Annotated in this window: 12 protein-coding genes; 11 read left to right on the top strand and 1 reads right to left on the bottom strand. The window is 59.9% G+C overall.

Features of this window, described 5'->3' with window-relative positions; all coding sequences use genetic code 11:
• Window positions 1-54: 54 nt before the first annotated feature.
• The 8 genes from B9Z52_RS05585 (at window position 55) to B9Z52_RS05550 (ending at window position 8,127) form a co-directional block, all read left to right on the top strand.
• Window positions 55-939: a hypothetical protein gene (locus tag B9Z52_RS05585; RefSeq protein WP_146182789.1), complete on the top strand. Its 885-nt coding sequence runs from the start codon at window positions 55-57 to the stop codon at window positions 937-939.
• Window positions 936-2,333: a type IV pilus secretin PilQ gene (locus B9Z52_RS05580; protein ID WP_108412851.1), complete on the top strand. Its 1,398-nt coding sequence runs from the start codon at window positions 936-938 to the stop codon at window positions 2,331-2,333. The genes B9Z52_RS05585 and B9Z52_RS05580 overlap by 4 nt, the downstream gene beginning before the upstream one ends.
• A gap of 104 nt (window positions 2,334-2,437) precedes the next feature.
• Window positions 2,438-2,992 (top strand): shikimate kinase, encoded by a 555-nt coding sequence (locus tag B9Z52_RS05575; protein WP_108412850.1) that lies wholly within the window; start codon window positions 2,438-2,440, stop codon window positions 2,990-2,992.
• A gap of 31 nt (window positions 2,993-3,023) precedes the next feature.
• Window positions 3,024-4,136, top strand: coding sequence for a 3-dehydroquinate synthase (gene aroB / locus B9Z52_RS05570; protein ID WP_108412849.1), 1,113 nt, complete (start codon window positions 3,024-3,026; stop codon window positions 4,134-4,136).
• Between the two features lie 10 nt (window positions 4,137-4,146).
• Complete coding sequence (locus B9Z52_RS05565; protein ID WP_108413002.1) at window positions 4,147-5,319, top strand: deoxyguanosinetriphosphate triphosphohydrolase; 1,173 nt, start codon at window positions 4,147-4,149, stop codon at window positions 5,317-5,319.
• A gap of 105 nt (window positions 5,320-5,424) precedes the next feature.
• Window positions 5,425-6,621: a CynX/NimT family MFS transporter gene (locus B9Z52_RS05560; protein WP_108412848.1), complete on the top strand. Its 1,197-nt coding sequence runs from the start codon at window positions 5,425-5,427 to the stop codon at window positions 6,619-6,621.
• A gap of 30 nt (window positions 6,622-6,651) precedes the next feature.
• Window positions 6,652-7,215 carry a DUF1415 domain-containing protein gene (locus tag B9Z52_RS05555; RefSeq protein ID WP_108412847.1) on the top strand — a complete coding sequence of 188 codons (564 nt, stop codon included), beginning with the start codon at window positions 6,652-6,654 and terminating at the stop codon, window positions 7,213-7,215.
• A 42-nt stretch (window positions 7,216-7,257) separates the two neighbouring features.
• Window positions 7,258-8,127 carry an SAM-dependent methyltransferase gene (locus B9Z52_RS05550; protein WP_108412846.1) on the top strand — a complete coding sequence of 290 codons (870 nt, stop codon included), beginning with the start codon at window positions 7,258-7,260 and terminating at the stop codon, window positions 8,125-8,127.
• Between the two features lie 74 nt (window positions 8,128-8,201).
• Here B9Z52_RS05550 and B9Z52_RS05545 read toward each other — a convergent pair whose 3' ends face one another.
• On the bottom strand, window positions 8,202-10,214 hold the full coding sequence (locus B9Z52_RS05545) for a carboxypeptidase-like regulatory domain-containing protein (protein ID WP_146182788.1): 2,013 nt from the start codon (window positions 10,212-10,214) through the stop codon (window positions 8,202-8,204).
• 187 nt (window positions 10,215-10,401) lie between these two features.
• Between B9Z52_RS05545 and B9Z52_RS05540 the strand changes: the two genes are divergently transcribed.
• The 3 genes from B9Z52_RS05540 to B9Z52_RS05530 all read left to right on the top strand — a co-directional run bounded on the left by B9Z52_RS05540 (window position 10,402) and on the right by B9Z52_RS05530 (window position 17,433).
• Window positions 10,402-11,097, top strand: coding sequence for a transposase (locus B9Z52_RS05540; RefSeq protein ID WP_108412844.1), 696 nt, complete (start codon window positions 10,402-10,404; stop codon window positions 11,095-11,097).
• Window positions 11,098-11,230: 133 nt separating this feature from the next.
• Window positions 11,231-15,922 (top strand): glutamate synthase-related protein, encoded by a 4,692-nt coding sequence (locus tag B9Z52_RS05535; RefSeq protein ID WP_108412843.1) that lies wholly within the window; start codon window positions 11,231-11,233, stop codon window positions 15,920-15,922.
• A 29-nt stretch (window positions 15,923-15,951) separates the two neighbouring features.
• Entirely contained in the window at window positions 15,952-17,433 is a 1,482-nt protein-coding gene (locus B9Z52_RS05530) for a glutamate synthase subunit beta (RefSeq protein WP_108412842.1), read from the top strand.
• Window positions 17,434-17,495: the final 62 nt, after the last annotated feature.

The raw sequence follows: 17,495 nt of genomic DNA, 5'->3' as shown, positions 1-17,495 counted from the left end.
ATCTTGTTGGCGTTGGCCCGCACCGTGCGATGGGAGACGCTGTGGCGTGCGTGCATGCGGCAATTGAAGCGTTGGTTGTTTGCTGTGAGTGGCGCCGCACTGGGGGGTGGTGCGGTCTTGTGGTGGGGCAGTGATGCGCTTTCTGCGCATGAGCAGACACAGCAAGCAGTGGACACGGCGTTGGTCCGTTGGCAAGTGCAGCCGCTGCCTATTGCGGAAAATATGATCTCTTCTTTCCATGTTGCAGGGCCATTGTGGTCGCGTTTGGCAGACAGCTTGCCTGCACAAAGCTGGATTGATTTGCAGCAGGCGTTCATGGCGCAGGGTGTGGAGGTGGTATCACTGCATCTGTTGCCTGAGGTTCTGGCTGGTCCATTGCAAGGCCAAAAGGTGGCCATGCGATTGAATGCTTCTTTTTCAGATTGGGTGAGTGCTTGGCGTTGGGTCGCCGATTCAGGCCCTTTGTTGTCTATTGAACGCTTGAGCGCTGCACCACAAGCCACCGCCCGGGGTGTGCAATTGGATGTTGTGTTGCATCTGTGGTTCAACCCTGAACCAATTGGGGGCTTGTCCGGGTCTGCCAAGTCGCATGGTCCCATCCCCGTCTTGCGCAAAAGCGCGGGCATGACGCAGAGGTCGGAGATTTTTTCTCATCCTGGACACCTCGCTGTAGCGCAACCGCGAGTGCTGGACAACATGCCATCCCTCGATGATCCCCTGTACTGGCCGATGGACCGGGTTCGTTTGCTGGGCACTTGGCGTCAGGGGGCTCAGTGGCAGGCGGTTCTCGGTGTCGGCGGGATCTGGGTGCCGGTCCAAGTGGGGCGACGTGTCGCAATGGAAGGGCATAGGGTGGAGTCCATACAAGCTGATGCCGTGATTTTCAGATCTGCGAAGGGACAAAAGCTTGAATTGAAATGGCCAGGAGGTGAGCGATGAGCGGTTGGCGTTTTGGGTGTTTGTACTGTGTTTGTGTGCCCTTTTTGGCTTGGGCGCAGCCCCATCCGGTGGTTGATGTCGATGGCTTGAGTCCCGCATCCCGAATGGTGGTGGCGGCAGATGGTCAGCCCATCAGTTTGAATTTTCAGAACATCGATGTCCGTGCTTTGCTACAGGTGTTTGCTGAATTTTCGGGCTTGAATTTGGTAGTGGCTGATTCGGTGACGGGGCAGATATCTGTGCGTCTGGTCGATGTGCCTTGGGTCCAGGCGCTAGGCATTGTTTTGCAATCCAAAGGTCTGACCTCTCGCCGTGAAGGCAATGTGTTGTGGGTTGCGCCCAGGGAGGAATGGGCTTTGAGAGAGAAAAAGCATCTGGAATCTCAAGCGGCACTCGAAGCGGTCAGTCCCTTGCAGATGTTGCCTTTGCGCCTCCAGTACGCCCGCGCCACTGAAGTGGTGCAACGTCTGATGGGAGGCACGGGTGCAGGCTCAAGCGCAACGCGATGGTTGAGCCCCCGTGGCAGTGCGATGGCCGAGCCGCGCACCAATCAATTGTTTGTCCTTGATGTGCCGGGGCGGCTGGCCGATGTCAATCAGATGATCCAGAAACTGGATGTACCCATCCGGCAGGTGCTGATTGAGGCGCAGATTGTTGAGGCCGATGACCAATTCGGTCAATCGCTGGGGGTGCGTCTGGGGTTAGGGTCTGCAGGCACGGTGGGGGCCAGGCACCTCAATTTGGGCGCAAGCAATGCCACCAGTGGCGCGGGCGTGGAGATGGGCAATCAGGTCAATTTACCGGCCGGCAATGCGGGGCAGACGCTCAATGTGCCCTCAACCTTTGCCGTATCACTGTTCAACGCTGCGGCTGACCGCTTCATCAATGTAGAGATTTCGGCGCTGGAAGCCGATGGCCGTGGCAAAGTGGTCTCGCGGCCCCGAGTCATCACGGCGGACCAAACCAAAGCCCTGATCGAGCAGGGCACCGAGTTGCCTTATCAAATGTCTTCAGGCATTGGTGTGACGGCCATCACTTTTCGCAAGGCCAACCTCAAGCTGGAGGTGACGCCGCAGATCACGCCTGAGGGTGCTGTGGTGCTCGATGTGGACGTCAACCGCGACAGCGTGGGGCAGCTCACGCCTGCAGGCTACGCCATCAACACCAAGCACGTCAAAACCCAAGTGCAGGTGGACGATGGCGGCACCGTGGTGCTGGGGGGCATTTACGAAGATGCCGATCGCAACGACGAAGCCAAAGTGCCTGGATTGGCGGATGTGCCCGGCCTGGGGTGGTTGTTCAAAAACCGCAATCAGACACGGCGCAAATCGGAATTACTGATTTTCTTGACGCCCCGAGTGGTGCTGGATGCGGGCAAGGTGTCAGCGCAATGAGGCCACAGCCTGGCCGTGGGGGCCGGGTCGAATACACTTGGGGCCTCTGTTCAGGTCACCCATTTGTCTCAGCGGTGGTCTTGGTTTTTGTGTGAGATTTCCCTTTGAGCATCTTCTTCGTGGGCCTTCCGGGCTCGGGCAAAACCACCATCGGCAGGCAATTGGCCCGCCGCTTGGGCCTGCCTTTTGTGGATTCCGACCATGTGATTGAAGACCGTCTGGGCTGTTCGATCAGGGAATTTTTCGCCCGCGAAGGGGAGGACAGCTTCCGCGATGTCGAGCAGCAAGTGCTCGATGACCTGAGTCAGCACCACCCAGGTGTACTGGCCACCGGTGGTGGCTCGGTCTTGCGCGAAGTCAACCGTCGCCATCTCCACGAGCGTGGCCATGTGATTTACTTGCGCTCTGCGCCGGAAGACGTCTACCGCCGGGTGCGCCACGACACCGGTCGCCCCTTGCTGCAGGTGGACGACCCAATGGGGCGCCTGCGGTCACTGTACGAGGCCCGCGATCCGCTGTACCGGGAAACCGCACACCATGTCATCGACACAGGCAGCCCCTCGGTGTCCACCCTGGTCAACATGATCATCATGCAGCTCGAACTGTCTGGCCAGTTGCCCGCCCGCCCAGAGAGTGTTGCGCCTCAAGCCACGCGCTGAGCAGCCCGTCAAAGCCCTACACTTGGGGGCTATGTCCGAGTCCACCATTTCCCTTGAACAGGTCGCCATTTCACTGGACGACCGCAGTTACGACATCCACATTGGCCAGCGCCTGCTGGGCCGCGCCGAGACTTGGGGCGGCTTGCCCAAAGCCCAGACGGCCATGATCGTGACCAATGAGACCATCGCGCCGCTGTACGAAGCTGTCTTGCGCAGCGCGATCAGTCCGCTTTACAAGCAAGTCCACACCGTGGTGCTGCCCGATGGCGAGGCCCACAAGGACTGGCAGACCCTGAACTTGATTTTTGATGCCTTGCTGTCCAAAGGCTGTGACCGCAAGACCGTGCTGTTTGCGCTGGGCGGTGGCGTGATCGGCGACATGACCGGCTTTGCCGCTGCCAGCTACATGCGCGGCGTGCCCTTTGTGCAGGTGCCCACCACGCTGCTGTCGCAGGTCGATTCGTCGGTGGGCGGCAAAACCGCCATCAACCACCCACTGGGCAAGAACATGATCGGCGCGTTCTACCAGCCAGTGCGGGTGATTTGCGATCTGAACACCCTGACCACCTTGCCCCCGCGTGAGCTGAGCGCGGGCCTGGCCGAAGTCATCAAATACGGCCCGATCGCCGACATGGCCTTCCTGGACTGGATCGAGTCGAACATCGACGCCTTGATGGCGCAAGACCCGCAAGCACTGGCCCATGCCGTCAAGCGCAGTTGCGAGATCAAGGCCTGGGTGGTGGGGCAAGACGAGCGCGAGGCCGGCCTGCGCGCCATCCTGAATTTTGGCCACACCTTTGGCCACGCCATTGAGGCGGGGCTGGGCTTTGGCGTGTGGCTGCACGGCGAGGCCGTGGGCTGCGGCATGGTCATGGCCGCCGAACTGTCGCACAGGCTGGGCAAAGTCGACGCCGCCTTTGTGGATCGCCTCAAGGCCTTGATCGAACGTGCAGGCTTGCCCGTGCGCGGCCCCATCATCGATGCGGCCGATAACGCCGGGCACTACATCGAACACATGCGCCTGGACAAGAAGGCGGTGGGCGGCGACATCCAGTTTGTGGTGATCGACGGCCCCGGCCAGGCCACCGTCTGCGGCGCACCTGACGACATGGTGCGTGACGTGATCAACAGCTGCTGCGCCTGAATCCATGGACATGCCCACGCTGCTGTCGCCCGACCTCGCCCCCACGCTGGGGCAGCTGTCGGCTTTGGCCAGCGACCCGGCGCTCACCCGGGGCCGTCGCCATGCCGAGGCGCCTGCGCCCACGCGCAATGCCTACCAACGCGACCGCGACCGCATCGTCCATTCCACCGCGTTTCGGCGCCTGGTCTACAAAACCCAGGTGTTTTTGAACCACGAAGGCGATCTGTTTCGCACGCGGCTGACGCATTCGCTGGAGGTCGCGCAGCTGGGCAGGTCCATCGCCAGAGCTTTGGGTCTGAATGAAGACCTGGTGGAGGCCGTGGCGCTGGCGCACGATTTGGGGCACACGCCCTTTGGCCACGCCGGGCAGGACGCACTGAACGAATGCATGGCCGAGCACGGCGGTTTTGAGCACAACTTGCAAAGCCTGCGTGTGGTGGACCAGCTTGAAGAGCGTTACCCCGCGTTTGATGGCCTGAACCTGAGTTTTGAAACCCGCGAAGGTGTGCTCAAACACTGCTCTCGGGTCAACGCCGAACATTTGGAGTTGACCGAGCCCGGCGGTGTGGCCCGGCGCTTCATTGACCGCACCCAGCCCAGTCTGGAAGCGCAGCTGTGCAACCTGGCCGATGCCATCGCCTACAACGCGCACGACATCGACGACGGTGTGCGTTCCGGCTTGATCAGCACCGAGCAATTGCTGGAGGTCGAGCTGTTTGCGCATTACCACCAGCAGGCCCTGAGCGAGCACCCCGGCTTGTTGGCCAAACCCCGTCGTCTGCTGTACGAGACCATTCGGCGCATGCTGAGCGACCAGGTGTACGACGTGATCGACACCACGCGGCATGCGGTGGCGCAAGCCGGTGTGCAAACTGTTGCCCAGGCCCGTCTGACGGGTCCGCTGGTCGGTTTCAGTGCCGACATGAAGGCCCGCACGGCGGAACTCAAGAAATTCCTGTTCGCCCGTTTGTACCGTCACCCGCAGGTGATGCAGACCACCGGGCAAGCCCAGCAAGGCGTGCGCGAGCTGTTTGCCGCCTATGTGGACCGACCGGCCGAGATGCGCGAAGACTTCGCGGTGCGTGCGGACTTGCACCGCTCGGTGGCCGATTACATCGCGGGCATGACCGACCGCTTTGCGCTGCGTGAACACGAACGCCTGACCGGGCGCAAGCTGCTGTGATCGGTGTTGGGTGTCTTCTGGCAGGTCGGCACCTTCAGGTCCGACTAGCGCCCGTCAGCGCCACCGGGCTCTGCCTTTCCACCATGGCATTTCACAGCCGCAGCCATGACTGAACGCAGCAAAGACCGCGCCTCTTGGATCGTCGTGCTTGCTGGCGGCGTGGCCGCCTTGCAGGTGGGCAAGTTGCCACCGGCCTTGCCCGAGCTGCAGGCCGAGATGGGCCTCACGCTGGTGCAGTCGGGCTTTTTGTTGTCCACCGTGCAGCTTGCGGGTTTGAGTCTGGCCGTGTTCATCGGGCTTTTGGCCGACGGCATGGGGCTCAAGCGCAGCATGGTGCGCGGTCTTTGCCTGCTGGCGCTGGCCAGTGGTCTGGGCGGCTTCGCCACCTCGGTGGGTGCTTTGTTGGCCTTGCGGGCCATCGAAGGCCTGGGTTTCTTGTTGGTGGCGCTGCCTGCGCCCGCTTTGATTCGGCGTTTGGTCTCGCCGACACAACTGCCCGGCATGCTGGGTGTGTGGGGCGCCTACATGCCCACCGGCACGGCGCTGGCGCTGTTGCTTGGGCCCTTGTTCATCCCGACCTGGGGTTGGAGCGCCTGGTGGTGGTTGTTTGCGCTGGTGTCGCTGGCCATGGCGCTTTGGCTTGACCGTGCCGTGCCTGCAGACCCGCTTGGCGGTGCGGCCCTTGCCGGGCAGGGCGCCTGGAGCCGCTTGCGCCGCACCTTGAGCGCACCGGGCCCGTGGTGGGTCGCGCTCACCTTTGGCATGTACTCGGGCCAGTGGTTGGCGGTGGTGGGCTTTTTGCCGTCCATCTACGCGGCTGCAGGCGCGAGCGGTGCGCTGCTCGGTGTCCTCACGGCTCTGGCCGCTGCCGTCAACATGCTGGGCAATATGGCTTCGGGCCGCTTGTTACAACGCGGCTGGGCGCCGCGTTCGACCTTGTGGCTGGGCTTTGGCGCGATGGCGCTGGGCAGCACGTTGGCGTTTGCGTCATTCACCGAAGGCTCGCCCTGGTTGCGCTTTGCGGGGGTGCTGCTGTTTTCGGGTGTGGGCGGCTTGGTGCCTGGCACCTTGTTCAGCCTGGCGGTGCGGCTGGCGCCGGGTGAACAACAGGTGGCCACCACCGTGGGCTGGGTGCAGCAGATGTCGGCCTTGGGTCAGTTTGTGGGGCCGCCCGTGGTGGCTGCGGTGGCGGCGCGTGCGGGGGGCTGGCAGTTCACGCCGCTGGTCACGGTGGGGTGCTGCGTGGTCGGTGCTGCATTGGCCTGGGCAGCAGGCCGTCTGCTGACGCGCCAAAGTGCCTGAAATGCGGCATAGCGCAGGCACAATCGACGGATGAACGAGATTTCCCCCAAACAACAGATCGAGATCGCCGACACCGTGCGCTGGTTGGAGCGCGCCGTGATTGGCCTGAACCTGTGTCCCTTTGCCAAAGCCCCCCATGTGAAGGGTCAGATCCATTACGCCGTCAGCGAAGCCAAGGGCCTGGAGGGCCTGCGCGATGAGTTGATTGAGCAGTTGCAGGCCCTGGCCGCAGCGTCTGCCGAAGCGCGCGAGACCGTGCTCTTGATCGTGCCGCAGATGCTGCAAGACTTTCTGGAGTTCAATGATTTTCTGGACGAGGCCGATGCGGTGTTGCAAGAGTTGGACATGGAAGGCGTGTTCCAGGTGGCCAGTTTTCACCCGCAGTTCCAGTTTGCCGACACCGAGCCGGACGACATCACCAATTTCACCAACCGCTCGCCTTACCCCACGCTGCACCTGCTGCGCGAGGAAAGCATCGACCGGGCGGTGGATGCTTTCCCTGAAGCCGAAATGATTTACGAGACCAACATCGAGACCCTTGAAAAATTGGGCGCAGATGGCTGGCGTGCCTTGGATGTCGGCCCGCGTCCCTGATCTTTTATAGGAGCCCGATGCTGCGGGCGAAGAATATTACCCATGAAAAAACGTGTCCTCGCAGTGACCGCTATATCTGACTTGCCAGCAGAAGTGCGCCCCGGCCAGTCGGTTGAGCTGCTCAAGCAACTGCACATCCTCACGCGCGACGGCAAGCTCAATCAGGACTCGCGCCGCAAACTCAAACAGGTGTACCACCTGTTCCAGTTCATCGAAAAATTGCTGCTGCAGCTGCCTGCCAGCGACAGCGGCCCCACGCTGGCCGACCACGGCGCAGGCAAGTCGTATCTGGGTTTCATCATTTACGACCTGTTCTTCAAAGCGCTGGGTCAGGGCACCATCTACGGCATCGAAACCCGCAGCGAATTGGTCGAGTCTTCTCGCCAATTGGCTGAGAGGTTGGGGTTTGAGCGCATGCGCTTTTTGAACGTGAGTGTGGCCGAATCCACGCAGAGCGACGAGCTGCCCGAACAGATCGATGTGGTCACCGCACTGCACGCTTGCGACACCGCCACCGACGACGCCATCGCCTTTGGCTTGCAAAAGAAAGCCAAGTACATGGTGCTCGTGCCATGCTGCCAGGCGGAGCTGGCGCGGGCGTTGAACCAGAACAAGGCGCTGAACCTGCAACGCACGCCCTTGGCCGAGCTGTGGCGCCACCCCCTGCACACCCGCGAAGTGGGCAGCCAGCTCACCAATGTGCTGCGCTGCCTGTACTTGGAGTCACAAGGCTACCAAGTGACCGTGACCGAGCTGGTGGGCTGGGAGCACTCAATGAAGAACGAGCTGATTCTGGCCAAGTACACCGGTCAGAAAAAACATACCTCCGGTGAACGCTTGCAGGCCTTGCTCAAGGAGTTTGGGCTGCAGGGTGTGCTAGAAAAACGTTTTGAGCATGCCAAAGCGCTGTAAGCCGCAGGATGCCGTCAGTGCCGCCTGGGTGGCGGCACTGACGGCAAACCAGTTTCAGCTGGCGTGCATGTGTTTCAAAGTCTCCAGGTGACGAACGCGTAGTAGCGGGTGCCGTTCTGTAGAGCACGGATACCAAGGTCTGTGATGGAGTTGTTTGAAATTCCAGGGAAGGTCGATCCCCAGCACACCGAAGTATCCGTTGGTGCGAATGCGATGGCTGTGTCTTTTTTACCCATGTATTTTTCAACTTGCCAGATGCGTGCTTTTTTGTTGATGCATTGGTCCAGTGCGGGCGCGTAAGCACTGATGAAGGACACTTCAGGAACGAGGGAGGATGTATCAAATGACCAATCCGCCGTGATGAGGGCTGACGGGGTCTTCATGGCGCTCAGCACTGCTGAGGTGTTCTTCAACACGGGCCATGTGATCGACTTGGCCTCTTGGGGCGATGGCAGAGCACCCGGCAGGCGGATATTTTTGATATCAGTCAGTTTCGAGTTGTAGATCAACTGCACCGTGTAATTGGCTTGACTCTGGATGCTGGAAAAGTCCTGTAATCGAGTTTCATTGTAAAACGGGCTCTTGGCACTTTGTGCGTTCCACCAGGTGTCGAGGCTGCTTGAGGAGTCTGCGTTCAAAGGGACGGCACCCAGCCTGAATTCATTCACACTGTCGGCTGCGTAGGTGAGTGATGTTGGCATTTGGCCGGTTCGGTTCAAGATGCCCAAGTAATCGGAGCTGTACTGGTCGGGGTCGACTGGGGCCAGCACCAGACCGGAGGCGGGAAGACCAGGTCCTGTCACTTTGGCGGCCATGATGTCCGCGCTCACCCATTTTCCGCTGACTTGTTTTTTGTTGTTGATCAGGATGTGAATCCCTGCAAAGTAGAGGCTGGGTGACGTGCTTTGGCTGTCTGGGTTCAAATTCTCATAGCGACTCAAGCGAGGCTCGATACGGATCTCCAGATCATTTTGGTTGCCATAAAGCCACCAAGTGCTGCCTGTGGCGGAAGCTACTTTGTTGTCTTGCAAGCGGCCCGACTCACCCAAGTCACGGAAAACACCGATGCGGCTGTGTGTCGTTTGTGTCAATGGCTGATACCAGCGTAACTCGACCAAGGCGGTGTCCACTGCGATAGCGTTTGTTGATTTGCTCATGGACAGCAACCGAGGGAACTCGAAAACCGAGCCCACTGAATTGTTTTCGCCGGTATCCGAAAACATGTGTGTCTGAAAATTCACACTGTCATGCTTGTAGGCCAGCGGTGCAATGCCTGCACATGCGGAGCTTGCGGCTCTGGCGCTGACTTGAATGGTCATGCAGTCATTCATCCGAGTGCGCCAGGTGCCCAACTGTGAAAGCGGGAAGAAAGAGTCTCCACTGCTGACCGTTGTGAGTGAATTGCTGGCACTGAGAGGGGTTGGTGCGGATGGTGATGCACCATCTGCCAGGATCACCTCTTTGGGATAAAGAACGGTCAAGCCCTGGCTGTCCTTGGTGAAGTTCAAGGAGTCCAAAACTGCATCCAAGCCTTTGCCCGAGGCCTGGAAGGGGGTGTTCATGATGTCCAGGTTGGAGGCATCTCCACCTGTTTTTTGATAGGCCGCTGCAATCCACGCCTTGACTGTGTCCTTTGCTTTTTTTAGCGCATCGGGACTGACGCTCTTGGGCGTGATGTCTGAGGGCGACAAGTTTTGTGCTTTGGCGTATTCGCTGACCACCGCATCCGTCAAAGGCGTGATGTTGGTCGTGGCAGATGAGCCCTGTTTGCTGCCATCCCAGATGGAATACATTTTTCTGCCATCGCTGAGCAACACTGACATGACGGCTGGGCCTGTCACTTTGCTCAAATCAATGCTGAATTGGCCCGTGGCATCGGTTTTGGCTGTGATGGTGTTGCCTTTGGCATCTTGTACCGTGATGTCGGCATTCGTTGCTGGAGCTCCGATGGCGACTGTGCCGCTCAGTGAGGGCATCGTTGCTGTTGATGATCCTCCGCCCCCTCCGCATGCGATGAGGGTTCCTGCGCAAGCGCTGATCGCGATTTTCCAGAAGAAAGATATTTTTTTAGTCAAACGTTTTTTCATGAATGCTCCTTTGAGTTCCTATTTTCTACAAAATTGCAAAAAAGACTAATTTGAAATGAAACGAAATTTTAAGACAATTTAATAATTTCGTGCAAATTATTTTCAAAATAGAGACTTTGGCGATGGTCTCCCCAAGGCGTAGCGAAGATCCCAACTAAGATGGCGTTTTAGAAATCTGTCCAGTTCCATGGCTCGTCAACCCCGTCTCACCGTTGCCGCTTACCCGCACCACGTCATTCAGCGCGGCAACGATCGCCAGCCCATCGTGCGTGACGATGCAGACCGTGAGCGCATGCTGGCACTGTGGCAGGAGCACGCGCAGACCTTCAAAGTGGCTATCCATGCCTATGTGATCATGGACAACCACTTCCATTTGCTGGTCACACCGGAAACCGACGATGGATTGCCGCAGATGATGCAGGCGGTGGGCCGTGCCTATGTGCGCTATTTCAATTTGCGGCACCAGCGCACAGGCACCCTGTGGGAAGGGCGCTACCGCAGCAACCTGATCGAGAGCGAGCGCTATCTCTTGGCTTGCATGGTCTACATCGACCTGAACCCTGTGCGGGCTGGTATGGTGCAGCAGCCGTCTGATTTCAAATGGTCCAGCCATCGGCACTGTATTGGGCAGCTGAGCGACAAATTGGTGACGCCGCATGCCCTTTTTTGGGGCTTGGGCAACACGCCATTTGCACGCGAGGCCGCTTATGCTGAGCTCGTTCAGACCGGACTGGCCCAGACCGATAAGGACAAACTCACCCGCAGCGCATTGTCGGGTTGGGCACTGGGCTCCTCCGAATTTGTAGGAGAGTTGCAGCAGTCCACCACGCGGCGCCTGGCTCCCCGCAAGCCAGGGCGACCTTTCAAAAAGGCGGTGGATTGAATCTGTCCCCAATTGAATCTAGATGCCATCAAAAGCAAAATTAATTGGGATCTGACCCCAATTAAAAAGTTTGGCATGGATGCTGCAGTGCACTACACTCACCGATCTGCGTAAAAACCCTTAGGAGTGCGCCATGACCACGGCATCCGAAAAAGAACATTTCCAATCGACCGGTCTGTATGACCCGGCCAATGAGCACGATGCTTGCGGTGTGGGCTTCGTTGCCCACATCAAAGGTCAAAAGAGCCACGCCATCGTGACGCAGGCCCTCAAGATCCTTGAAAACCTGGACCACCGGGGTGCTGTGGGTGCCGACGCGCTCATGGGCGACGGTGCCGGTATCTTGATCCAGTTGCCCGATGCGCTGTACCGCGAAGAGATGGCCAAACAAGGCATCCATCTGCCACCCTTTGGTGAGTATGGCGTGGGCATTGTCTTCTTGCCCAAAGAACATGCTTCGCGCATGGCTTGCGAGCAAGAACTCGAGCGCGCCGTCAAGGCCGAAGGCCAAGTGGTGTTGGGCTGGCGCGATGTGCCGGTCAACCGCGACATGCCCATGTCGCCCCGCGTGCGCGAAAAAGAGCCGATCATGCGTCAGATCTTCATCGGCCGTGGCACCGATGTGATCGTGCAGGACGCCCTGGAGCGCAAGCTGTACGTGATCCGCAAGACCGCCAGCGCGGCCATTCAGGCCCTGAACCTGACACACAGCAACGAGTACTACATCCCCAGCATGTCCAGCCGCACTGCGGTGTACAAGGGCTTGCTGTTGGCCGACCAAGTGGGCACCTACTATCTGGACCTGCAAGACGAGCGTTGCGTTTCGGCCCTGGGCTTGGTGCACCAGCGCTTCTCCACCAACACCTTCCCTGAGTGGCCATTGGCTCACCCGTACCGCTATGTGGCGCACAACGGCGAGATCAACACCGTCAAGGGCAACTACAACTGGATGAAGGCCCGTGAAGGCGTGATGTCTTCGCCCGTCTTGGCCGCCGACCTGCAAAAGCTCTACCCCATCAGCTTCGCCGGTCAGTCTGACACCGCCACGTTTGACAACTGCCTCGAACTGCTGACGATGGCGGGCTACCCCATCAGCCAGGCCGTGATGATGATGATTCCCGAGCCTTGGGAAAACCACACCACCATGGACGAGCGCCGCAAGGCCTTCTATGAATACCACGCTGCGATGCTCGAGCCATGGGATGGCCCCGCCTCGATCGTGTTCACCGACGGCCGCCAGATCGGCGCCACGCTGGACCGCAACGGCCTGCGCCCTTCGCGCTACATCATCACCGACGACGACATGGTCATCATGGGCTCCGAGACCGGCGTGCTGCCGATCCCCGAAAGCAAGATCGTGCGCAAGTGGCGTCTGCAGCCCGGCAAGATGTTCCTGATCGATCTGGAACAAGGCCGCATGATCAACGACGAAGAGTTGAAGGCCGGTTTGGCCAGCGCCAAGCCCTACAAGCAGTGGATCGAAAACCTGCGCATCAAGCTCGACGACGTGGCCGAAGCCACCGTGGCACCCGCCTCTGATGTGGCCTTGCTCGACCTGCAGCAAGCCTTTGGCACCACGCAAGAAGACATCAAGTTCTTGCTGGCCCCCATGGCTGCCGCCGGTGAAGAAGCTTTGGGCTCTATGGGCAATGACAGCCCGCTGGCCGTGCTGTCTGACAAAAACAAGCCGCTGTACAACTACTTCAAGCAGTTGTTCGCGCAGGTGACCAACCCCCCGATCGACCCGATCCGCGAAGCGATCGTGATGTCCCTGGTGTCCTTCATTGGCCCCAAGCCGAACCTGCTGGACATCAACCAGGTCAACCCGCCGATGCGCCTCGAAGTGAGCCAGCCGATCCTGGACTTCGCCGACATGGCCAAGTTGCGCCACATCGACCAAGCCACCAAGGGCAAGTTCAAGAGCGCCACGCTGGACATCACTTACCCCGCCATGTGGGGCCGCGAAGGCGTGGAGGCCAAACTGGCCTCGCTGTGCGCTGAAGCGGTGGACGCCATCAAGGGCGGCCACAACATCCTGATCATCAGCGACCGTGGTGTGAATGCCACACAAGTGGCTGTGCCCGCGCTGCTGGCGTTGTCGGCCATCCACCAGCACCTGGTGACCGAAGGTCTGCGCACCACCGCAGGCTTGGTGGTTGAAACCGGCACCGCCCGCGAAGTGCACCACTTTGCTGTGTTGGCCGGTTATGGCGCCGAAGCCGTGCACCCTTACCTGGCGATGGAAACCCTGGCCGCTCTGCACAAAGAGCTGCCTGGCGACCTGTCGGCCGAGAAAGCCATCTACAACTACGTCAAGGCGATCGGCAAGGGCCTGTCCAAGATCATGTCCAAGATGGGCGTGTCGACCTACATGTCGTATTGCGGTGCGCAGTTGTTTGAGGCGATCGGCATCAACACCGAGACCATCAACAAGTACTTCACCGGCACGGCCAGCCGCGTGGGTGGCATCGGCGTGTTCGAAATCGCCGAAGAAGCCTTCCGCATGCACACCGCTGCGTTTGGCGACGACCCTGTGCTGGCCACCATGCTGGACGCTGGCGGTGAATACGCCTGGCGCGCCCGTGGCGAAGAGCACATGTGGACGCCTGACGCGATTGCCAAGTTGCAGCACTCCACCCGTGCCAACAACTTCAGCACCTACAAAGAATACGCGCAGATCATCAACGACCAAAGCAAGCGTCACATGACGCTGCGCGGTCTGTTCGAGTTCAAGATCGACCCGTCCAAAGCCATCCCGCTGGAGCAAGTCGAGCCTGCGGCTGAGATCGTCAAGCGTTTCGCCACCGGCGCGATGTCGCTGGGTTCGATCTCCACTGAAGCGCACGCCACCTTGGCAGTGGCCATGAACCGCATTGGCGGCAAGAGCAACACTGGTGAAGGCGGTGAAGACGCCAACCGTTACCGCAATGAACTCAAAGGCATCCCGATCAAATTGGGCGACTCTTTGAAGAGCGTGATCGGTGCCGAGAACGTTGAAGTGGATATGCCTCTGGAGGCGGGCGACAGCCTGCGCTCGCGCATCAAGCAAGTCGCTTCGGGCCGTTTCGGTGTCACCGCCGAATACCTGTCCAGCGCCGACCAGATCCAGATCAAGATGGCCCAGGGTGCCAAGCCCGGTGAAGGCGGTCAGTTGCCCGGCGGCAAGGTGTCCGAGTACATCGGCAAGCTGCGCCATTCGGTGCCAGGCGTCGGTTTGATCTCGCCACCCCCGCACCACGACATCTACTCGATCGAGGACTTGGCCCAGCTGATCCACGACCTGAAGAACGTCGCTCCGCACAGCGACATCAGCGTGAAGCTCGTGTCCGAAATCGGCGTTGGCACCATCGCTGCCGGTGTGGCCAAGTGCAAGGCCGACCATGTGGTGATCGCGGGCCACGACGGCGGCACGGGCGCTTCGCCCTGGTCGTCCGTCAAGCACGCTGGTTCGCCTTGGGAAATCGGGTTGGCCGAAACCCAACAGACTCTGGTGCTCAACGGTTTGCGTGGTCGCATTCGCGTGCAGGCCGACGGCCAGATGAAGACCGGCCGCGACGTGGCGATTGGCGCGTTGCTGGGCGCGGACGAGTTCGGCTTTGCCACCGCACCGCTGGTGGTGGAGGGCTGCATCATGATGCGCAAGTGCCACCTGAACACCTGCCCGGTGGGCGTGGCCACGCAAGACCCTACTTTGCGCGCCAAGTTCACCGGCAAGCCTGAGCATGTCGTGAACTACTTCTTCTTCATCGCCGAAGAAGTGCGTCAGATCATGGCCCAGCTGGGCATTGCCAAGTTCGACGATCTGGTGGGCCGTGCCGACCTGCTCGACATGCGCGCTGGCGTGAGCCACTGGAAGGCCCGTGGTCTGGACTTCGGTCGCCTGCTGGCCGTGCCGCAAGTCACGATGGACGCCGACGTGCGCCATGTGCAAACCCAGGACCACGGTCTGGCCAAGGCGCTCGACAACGTGTTGATCGCCAAGAGCCGTCCAGCCATCGACAAGGGCGAGAAAGTCCAGTTCATGGAAGCTGCACGCAACGTGAACCGTTCGGTCGGTGCCATGTTGTCCGGCGCGGTGACCAAGGTGCACCCCGAAGGTTTGCCTGACGACACCATCCGCATCCAGCTCGAAGGCACGGGCGGTCAATCGTTCGGCGCATTCCTGTGCAACGGCATCACGCTGTACCTGATCGGCGAAGCCAACGACTACACCGGCAAAGGTTTGTCGGGCGGCCGTGTGGTGGTGCGCCCCAGCCTCGATTTCCGTGGCGTGGCCTCGCAAAACATCATCGTGGGCAACACCGTCATGTACGGCGCGACCACCGGTGAAGCCTTCTTCGCTGGTGTCGCTGGCGAGCGTTTCGCGGTGCGCCTGTCGGGTGCCACGGCGGTGGTCGAAGGCACAGGCGATCACGGCTGTGAATACATGACCGGTGGCACCGTGGCTGTGCTGGGCAAGACCGGCCGCAACTTCGGCGCGGGCATGAGCGGCGGTATCGCTTATGTGTACGACGAAGATGGCGAGTTCGCTTCGCGTTGCAACACCGCCATGGTCAGCATGGAAAAGGTGTTGTCTGCAGCAGAGCAAACCGATCAGATCCAGCGCGATGTGTGGCACCGCGACCAGAGCGACGAAGCGCAACTGAAGAAACTGCTGGAAGACCACCTCAAGTGGACCGGCAGCCAGCGCGCCCGTGAGTTGTTGGACAACTGGGCCACGGCCCGTGCCAAGTTCGTGAAGGTGTTCCCGAACGAATACAAACGTGCTTTGGGCGAGATCAACGCCAAGAAAGCGGCCAAGGCCGCCCAGCCCGTCGCCGCCTGAGGCCAACGTCAAGAATCGAAGGAAACATCATGGGAAAAATCACCGGCTTCATGGAATTTGAGCGCATCGAAGAAGGCTATAAGCCCGTTGTCGATCGCCTCAAGAACTACGGCGAATTCGTGATCGGATTGACCGAAGATCAGTCGAAAACACAAGCGGCGCGTTGCATGGACTGCGGCACACCGTTTTGCAACAACGGCTGCCCGGTCAACAACATCATTCCGGACTTCAACGATCTGGTCTATCAGGGCGACTGGAAGAACGCGATCGAAGTGCTGCACAGCACCAACAACTTCCCCGAGTTCACCGGCCGCATCTGCCCCGCACCTTGCGAAGCTGCTTGCGTGGTCAACTTCAACGACGACGCCGTGGGCATCAAATCGATTGAGCACGCCATCATCGACCGCGCTTGGGCCGAGGGCTGGGTCACGCCCCGTCCTGCCAAGGTCAAGACGGGCAAGAAAGTGGCTGTGATCGGTGCAGGCCCTGCAGGTTTGGCCGCTGCACAGCAGCTGGCCCGCGCAGGTCACGACGTGACCTTGTTCGAGAAGAACGACCGCGTGGGTGGTTTGCTGCGCTACGGCATCCCCGACTTCAAGATGGAAAAAACGCACATCGACCGCCGCGTCAAGCAGCTCGAAGCCGAAGGCGTGACCATCCGTACCAGCGTGTTGGTGGGCGAGTGGCCCAAGGATTCCAAGGTCACCAACTGGGCCAAGGAAACCATCAGCGCCGAACAGCTCAAGAAAGACTTCGACGCCGTGCTGCTGACCGGCGGCTCCGAGCAGTCGCGTGACTTGCCCGTGCCCGGCCGTGACCTCGATGGCATCCATTTCGCGATGGAATTCCTGCCCCAGCAAAACAAGGTCAATGCCGGTGACAAGATCAAAGGCCAGCTGCGTGCTGACGGCAAAAGCGTCATCGTGATCGGCGGCGGTGACACTGGCAGCGACTGCGTGGGCACCAGCACACGCCACGGCGCCGTCAGTGTGACCCAGTTTGAGGTGATGCCTGAGCCACCCGAAAAAGAAAACAAGGCGATGGTCTGGCCCTACTGGCCCATGAAGCTGCGCACCAGCTCCAGCCACGACGAGAGCGCCGAAAAAGGCCTGCTCCACCGCGAATTCGCTATCTCCACCAAGGAGTTCATCGGCGAAAAAGGCAAGCTCACGGGTCTGAAAACCGTGCACGTCGAGTTCAAAGACGGCAAGATGGTCGAAGTGCCCGGCACCGAGAAGGAATACAAAGCCGACATGGTTTTGTTGGCTATGGGTTTCACCAACCCGGTCGCCACCGTGCTCGACGCATTCGGCATCGACAAGGACGCCCGCGGCAACGCCAAAGCCAGCACCGACTTCACAGGCGGCTACGCCACCAACGTGAACAAAGTGTTCGCCGCCGGTGACATGCGCCGTGGCCAATCGCTGGTCGTGTGGGCGATCCGTGAAGGCCGTCAGGCCGCGCGTGCCGTGGACGAGTTCCTGATGGGGCAAAGCGATCTACCACGCTGACAGAAGCTCGTTCTAGGTACAATCCCTAGAATGCCAAGGTTTACGTCCTGTTTACTTTGGTT

This window comes from Limnohabitans sp. Jir72, from assembly GCF_003063575.1.
Classification (GTDB): Bacteria; Pseudomonadota; Gammaproteobacteria; order Burkholderiales; family Burkholderiaceae_C; genus Limnohabitans_A.
This window is presented reverse-complemented; position numbering and strand designations above follow the sequence as displayed.

Excerpts from the sequence above, each read along its gene's own strand:
- B9Z52_RS05585 (WP_146182789.1), top strand. The coding sequence starts at position 55 with ATGCGGCAATTGAAGCGTTGGTTGTTTGCTGTGAGTGGCGCCGCACTG.
- B9Z52_RS05540 (WP_108412844.1), top strand. The coding sequence starts at position 10,402 with ATGGCTCGTCAACCCCGTCTCACCGTTGCCGCTTACCCGCACCACGTC.
- aroB (WP_108412849.1), top strand. The coding sequence starts at position 3,024 with ATGTCCGAGTCCACCATTTCCCTTGAACAGGTCGCCATTTCACTGGAC.
- B9Z52_RS05565 (WP_108413002.1), top strand. The coding sequence starts at position 4,147 with ATGCCCACGCTGCTGTCGCCCGACCTCGCCCCCACGCTGGGGCAGCTG.
- B9Z52_RS05555 (WP_108412847.1), top strand. The coding sequence starts at position 6,652 with ATGAACGAGATTTCCCCCAAACAACAGATCGAGATCGCCGACACCGTG.
- B9Z52_RS05535 (WP_108412843.1), top strand. The coding sequence starts at position 11,231 with ATGACCACGGCATCCGAAAAAGAACATTTCCAATCGACCGGTCTGTAT.
- B9Z52_RS05550 (WP_108412846.1), top strand. The coding sequence starts at position 7,258 with ATGAAAAAACGTGTCCTCGCAGTGACCGCTATATCTGACTTGCCAGCA.
- B9Z52_RS05580 (WP_108412851.1), top strand. The coding sequence starts at position 936 with ATGAGCGGTTGGCGTTTTGGGTGTTTGTACTGTGTTTGTGTGCCCTTT.
- B9Z52_RS05560 (WP_108412848.1), top strand. The coding sequence starts at position 5,425 with ATGACTGAACGCAGCAAAGACCGCGCCTCTTGGATCGTCGTGCTTGCT.
- B9Z52_RS05545 (WP_146182788.1), bottom strand. The coding sequence starts at position 10,214 with ATGAAAAAACGTTTGACTAAAAAAATATCTTTCTTCTGGAAAATCGCG.
- B9Z52_RS05530 (WP_108412842.1), top strand. The coding sequence starts at position 15,952 with ATGGGAAAAATCACCGGCTTCATGGAATTTGAGCGCATCGAAGAAGGC.